Origin of the sequence: Streptomyces niveiscabiei (assembly GCF_001419795.1) — a bacterium.
Classification (GTDB): domain Bacteria; phylum Actinomycetota; class Actinomycetes; order Streptomycetales; family Streptomycetaceae; genus Streptomyces; species Streptomyces niveiscabiei.
This window is the reverse complement of sequence record NZ_LIRL01000858.1, coordinates 1-5918: the sequence shown is the minus strand read 5'-3', so window position 1 is coordinate 5918 and position 5918 is coordinate 1. Positions and strand designations below refer to the sequence as shown.

The window sequence follows — 5918 nt, the reverse complement described above, 5'->3', positions numbered from 1 at the left end:
TCACCCGATCGAGGTCGGCCGAACGGCCGACCTCGATCGGGTGATGGGGCGGTTTTTGACGCCGGATCAGTGGCCGAACGGCCGAGGCGGCGGCGGTCCGGATTCCGCGAAGGTTGATCCACGACGGCAGGGCCGGCAGAGGCCACGCCAGGACCAGTCGAGGAGCACCTCTCATGCGACACAACCAACGGCTCGCCATCGCAGCCGGCCTCGGTCTCGCCGTGGCCTGCGCCATCCCCGCCGGCTCCGCTCATGCGATCAGTGGAGGTACGGAGGTCTCGTCCGCACCGTGGGCCGTGCAGGTCTACAACAACGGACGGTTCGCCTGTACGGGAACGATGCTGACGGACCGTTGGGTGCTCACCGCATACCACTGCTACAACGACGAGCCGGGAAAGATGTCGGTCCGCGTCGGAGACCCCCGCATCGGCCACGGCACGAAGGCCGACGTCACCGCCATCCGGCACCTGGACGACACGGACCACCTGGACGACGTGGCCCTCTTCCGCCTGGCGAAGCCGGTCAAGGCGCCGCACGTCAAGCTGACGAGGCCGGACCCGCCCAAGGGAGCGGTCGTCGGCATCTACGGCTACGGAAACTTCGGCCCCCACCCGAAGAACCTCCGCAAGGCGACGAACCGCGTGACCTCCGTCAAGCACGACGACATCCTCGGCCGCGCGGTCTGGACGAAGAAGCTGACGGGAGACAGCGAGCCGGGCGACTCGGGCGGCCCGGCGTTCTACAAGGGCGAGCAGGTGGGAGTGCTGTTCGGGCCGAACCAGTACAGCAGCGTGGCGTCGCACCGGAGCTGGATAAGGAGCGTCACGGGGGTGTGAACATGCCGAGGTCGGCGGGGCGGTGCCTCGGAGGCGCTGGACAGAGGGTCAGCCCAAGAGATCACCACCTCGCACGAACACCCCCGCTCGCGCCGCAGCCACCGCCGCTTCCGCCGCGTGGTCCGCGTCGGATTCCGTGAGGGGCGCGGGGGTGGTGAGGAGGCGGTAGTAGAGGGGAGCGGAGACGGCGCGGATCACCTCGTGGGGGTCGGTGCCGGCGGGGAGTTCGCCTCGGGTGATGGCCTGGCGGACGCAGGGGGCCCACTCCTCGACGCGGACGGCGTAGAAGCGGTGGAGGGCCTCGGCGGTTCGGGGGTCGCAGGTGGCGGCGGCGATGACGGCCTTGAAGAGGGCGCCCTGGCGGGGGTCGGTGAGGGTGCGTCGGACGAGGCGGGCGTTGGCCTTGAGGTCGTCGAGGAGGGAGCCGGTGTCGGTGCGGGGGAGGGACTGTTCGGCCATGTCGGTGAGGAGGTCGGCCACCAGGCCGGTGACCGTGCCCCAGCGCCGGTAGACGGTGGTCTTGCCGACCTCGGCGCGGCGGGCGACGTCGGCGAGGTCGAGGTGGGTGAAGCCCTGCTCGGCGAGGACGTCTCCGGCGGCTCGCAGGACGGCGGCTCGGACCCGGGCCGTGCGTCCACCGGGCCGGAGGGTTCCGGGATCGGCACTGTCGATCTCCATAACGGGACTCCTGTTCCGTTAGTAAGTCAAAGCTTGTTAAGGTGAGGACATCTTAAGGGAACTCAGGACCCATTAAGGGGGAGTGGTCATGGAGTACAGGCAACTGGGCGCGTCCGGCCTCAAGGTCCCCGCGCTGAGCTTCGGCGCCGGAACCTTCGGCGGGCGGGGACCGCTGTTCGGCGAGTGGGGCAGTACGGACGTACGGGAGGCGCGGCGGCTGGTCGACATCTGCCTCGACGCGGGAATCACGATGTTCGACACGGCCGACGTCTACTCGGACGGAGCTTCCGAGGAAACACTCGGCGAGGCGATCAAGGGCCGCAGGGACCGGGTGCTCGTCTCGACCAAGGCGGGCCTGCCGACAGGGGACGGACCCGCCGACGCCGGCACCTCCCGCGCCCGCCTCATCACCGCCTGCGAGAGCGCGCTGCGCAGACTCGGCACCGACCACATCGACCTGTTCCAGCTTCACGCCTTCGACGCCGCGACGCCGGTGGAGGAGGTCGTGGCGGCGCTCGACGACCTCGTGCGGGCGGGGAAGATCCGCTACCTCGGCGTCTCCAACTTCTCGGGCTGGCAGACGATGAAGTCCCTCGCGGCGGCGGACCGGCACGGACGGAGCCGCTACGCGGCCCAGCAGGTGTACTACTCGTTGATCGGCCGCGACTACGAGTGGGACCTGATGCCGCTGGGCCTGGACCAGGGGCTGGGCGCGGTGGTCTGGAGCCCGCTGGGCTGGGGCCGCCTCACGGGGAAGGTCCGCCGGGACCACCCCCTGCCGCCCCGGAGCCGCCTGCACCGGACGGCCGACTACGGTCCCCCGGTGGAGGACGAGCACCTCTACCGAGTGGTGGACGCACTCGACGAAACGGCCCAGGAGACCGGCAGGACGATCCCCCAGGTGGCCATCAACTGGCTGCTCCAGCGCCCCACCGTGTCCTCGGTCATCATCGGCGCCAGGGACGAGCGGCAACTCCGGGAGAACCTGGGGGCGGTCGGCTGGGAACTGACACCCGAGCAGATGGCGCGCCTGGACGGGGCGAGCGCCCGGACCGCCCCGTACCCGCACTTCCCGTACCAGCGCCAGGCGGGGTTCGCCCGCCTCAACCCACCGGTGGTGTGACGATGCCGGCGGCGCGGGGAACCACACGGGACGGTACGGTGCGGCGGCGTTCAGACCTCGTCGTGCCGGCCGAGGAGACGGAATGCCGAACCCCGGGCCTGGTACAGGAAGTACACCCCCTCCAAGGCGAGATCGCCCGAGGTGAACCGCAGGGGTTTGGCGAGGCCGGTGTAGGCGGTGCCGGACAACTGCTGGGCCAGGACGCCGGGTGGGACGTCGGCTGTGGTTCCCGTTCGCTCCAGCGCCCGGGCGGCGAGCCCCACCGCGTCGTACGCCTCCGGCGACCACCGGGCGGGAGCGGTGCCGTAGCGCGTGCGGTGGGCGGCGGTGAAAGCGGGGGACACGCTGCCGGGATCGGTGAAGGGGGCGCCGAACACCCAGCCCCCGCGGGCGGGTGGGGAGAACGCCGGTCGCATGAGGTGCCACGTGCCCAGGCGCGGACCCGTGAACCCGGCGTCGGTGAGGGCGCGGGCGCACAGCGAGGCGCGTTCGGGGGAGACCCCGGTGAAGACGACGGCCTGGGCTCGCGCGGCGAGCACTCCACGGACGGCGGGAGCGAAGTCGGAACTGCCGGCGGCGACGGACCGTACGACGGCGGTCCCCGCGCGGGAGAGCGCGGAGACGAGGTCCGTGCCGGTCGGACCGGCCGCGTGGTCGTCGATGACGCCGGTCCGGTCGACGGGGTGGACGGACGACAGGTACGTCAGCAGGGGCAGGGCGAGCTGGGACTCGGGTCCGCGGGTGGCGAAGACGGTGCTGAGGTTCAGGCCGGAGAGTTCGGCGCCGTCGGAGGAGACAAGAAGCATCGCCGTACGGGCGGCCTCGTACACCGGCGCGGCGGCGCGAGCGGCGGTGGCCGTGCCGAGTCCGAGCACCGCGACGGCCCCGCGCGCGACGAGCCGCCGGGCGGCGTCGGCAGCGCGTGCCGGCTCGCCCCGGTCGTCCACGGTCTCCAGGGCGAGCCGGAAGGAGACCCCGTCGCGGGCGTTGTACCGCTCCACGGCGAGCCGGGCGCCCCGCTCCTGGGCCTCGCTGTCCGCCGTGCTGGCGCCGCTGAAGTCGCCCTGGAAACCGAGGACATGGACAGGGAGCCCGGCACCGCCCCGCCGGGACACGAGGTATCCGGTGACCCCGCCGCCGGCCGCGAGGACGGAGGCCGCCGCACTGCCCAGGAGCAGCACCCGGCGCCGGGACGGCGGGGCCTGCGCGAGAGGTGGGCCCGCGTCAGGGACAGGCTCCTGAGCCCTCTGCGGCGTCGGCACCTCCAGGGCCCGCGCGGACCGCTCCGCGACGACCCGCAGGACAGCGGGCGGCAGCCAGTCCCGCCCCGGACCACCGGAGGCAGCGGGACCGAGCCGGGGATCGCGGAGGGACGCCGCGAGCCGGACAGCGGTGGGACGCCCGGCCGGATCCTTCGCGAGGCACCCCGCGATCAACGCCCGCAGCTCGCCGGGGACGTCGGAGAGGTCCGGCTCCTCGTGGACCGTACGGAACAGCACCCCCGCCGCATGCCCCGCGCCGAAGGGCCGCCGCCCGGACGCCGCGTACGCGAGGACGCAGCCGAGGGAGAAGACGTCGCTCGCCGGACCGACCTCGCCGCCCCGGGCCCGCGCCTGCTCCGGCGCGAGGAACCCCGGGGTTCCGATGACCGCGTCGGGCGCGGTGAGGGCCGTGGCGCCGGAGGCGTGGGCGATGCCGAAGTCGATGAGGCGGGGGCCGTCGAGGGTGAGGAGGACGTTGCCGGGTTTGACGTCGCGGTGGACGAGCCCGGCCGCGTGGACGGCGGTGAGCGCGTCGGCGAGCCGGGAACCGAGGACGCGGACGGCGGCGACGGGCAGCGCGCCGAAGCCGTCCACCGCCTCGGTGAGCGAGGGCCCCGGCACGAACTCCGAGGCCAGCCAGGGCTCCCGGGCCTCGGGACCGGCGGCCACGACCGGCACCAGCCAGTCCCCGGCCAGCCCCCGCACCGCCGTCACCTCACGCCGGAAGCGGGCCCGGAACGCGGGGTCGGCCGCGTGCTCCGCGCGGATCGTCTTCAGCGCGACGAGCGCGCCACCCGCACTGCGGGCCAGGTACACGACACCCATGCCGCCCGCGCCGAGCCGGGCCAGGAGGCGGTGGCCGCCGATCTCCTCGGGGTCGTCGGAGGTGAGGGGACGCATCTAGACGGAGACCTCGCCGGCGTACGCGAACCGGCCGCCTCTCACCTCGTACCGGAACACCTCGTAGCCGTCCAGCCAGTGCTGCTCCGGGTCGAAGGCGTAGGTGCGGACGGCTCCCTCGTACGGCTTCTTCAGCAGGAGGTCGAACAGGCGCTGCCGGGCGGGCGGTTCGCCGGACTCGGTGAGGCGGGTGAGGATCATGCGGGTGACGTCGTAGGTCTCGGCGGCCCAGTACGGGGGCGGAGTGCCGTAGCGCTTGCGGTAGGCGGCGGCGAAGGGGCGCACGGGGGCGGCGGACGGGTCGATGTACGGGGCGAAGGTCTGCCAGCCCTCGGCGGCGGCGCCCGCCGCGCTCAGGAACTCCGGCTGGGCGGCGGGGAATCCGAGGACGCGGGCGCCGGGGAAGCCGGTGAGGGCGCGGGCCACCTCGGCGGCGCGGGCGGGGGTGCCGGTGTAGACGAAGGCGTCCGGCCGGCGCGCGGCCATCTCGGCGACCACGGACGACAGGTCACCGGCCAGCCGGGGCGCGACGCGCGGCTCGCCGGTGATCTTCAGGACGCCGAGGTTCTGGTAGAGGGTGTGGCCGAGTTCCCAGGCCGAGGTGCCGCCCGCGCGGTCGACCAGCACGCTCACCCGCCGGGCACCCAGGCCGTGCAGGGCGAACGCCATCGGTGCGGGGATGCCCGTGTCGCCGGGCACGGCCTGGAGGAAGTGCCGGACGGGGGCCGTGCCGTACGTGGACCGGCCCGAGGACGCGGTGAGTTGGGGGATCGAGCGGGCGTCGTAGGAGGTGAGGCTCGCGCCGGTCGTCGTGTCGCCGGTCGAGGCGATGACGGCGAGGAGGCCGGGGTCGGCGGCGAGGGTGCGGGAGACCTCGGCGGCGCGGGCCGGGTCACCCTGGTCGTCGGCGGTGCGCAGGGTCAGCGGGAACGGCCTGTCGTCGCGGGCGTTGAACTCCTCGACGGCGAGCCGGACGGCGCGTTCCTGGGCCTGGCCGATCGTCTTCTGGGGGCCTGTCAGGTCGGCCTGGAGGCCCAGGGTCCAGCGGGGGCCGGGCGGTGCGGAGTCCCGGCCGGACGCCCAGACCGCCGCGCCCGCGCCGCCGGCGGCCAGCAGGGC

General features: G+C 73.7%; 5 protein-coding genes. 2 read left to right on the top strand and 3 right to left on the bottom strand.

The annotated features are described in order from the left end of the window. Positions 1-173 precede the first annotated feature (173 nt). Entirely contained in the window at positions 174-836 is a 663-nt protein-coding gene (locus AOK24_RS35570) for a S1 family peptidase (RefSeq protein ID WP_055724100.1), read from the top strand. 48 nt (positions 837-884) lie between these two features. On the opposite strand, the gene AOK24_RS35565 is transcribed toward AOK24_RS35570, so the two are convergent. Beyond that, positions 885-1514, bottom strand: coding sequence for a TetR/AcrR family transcriptional regulator (locus AOK24_RS35565; protein WP_055724099.1), 630 nt, complete (start codon positions 1512-1514; stop codon positions 885-887). Positions 1515-1602: 88 nt separating this feature from the next. Between AOK24_RS35565 and AOK24_RS35560 the strand changes: the two genes are divergently transcribed. Further along, the gene (locus AOK24_RS35560) at positions 1603-2637 is read left to right on the top strand and encodes an aldo/keto reductase (protein ID WP_055724098.1); all 1035 of its coding nucleotides are present in this window, start codon (positions 1603-1605) and stop codon (positions 2635-2637) included. A 50-nt stretch (positions 2638-2687) separates the two neighbouring features. On the opposite strand, the gene AOK24_RS35555 is transcribed toward AOK24_RS35560, so the two are convergent. Next, complete coding sequence (locus tag AOK24_RS35555) at positions 2688-4799, bottom strand: bifunctional serine/threonine-protein kinase/ABC transporter substrate-binding protein (RefSeq protein WP_055724097.1); 2112 nt, start codon at positions 4797-4799, stop codon at positions 2688-2690. Further along, a partial coding sequence (locus AOK24_RS35550) for an ABC transporter substrate-binding protein (RefSeq protein ID WP_159052099.1) occupies positions 4800-5918 on the bottom strand: 1119 nt, incomplete at its 5' end.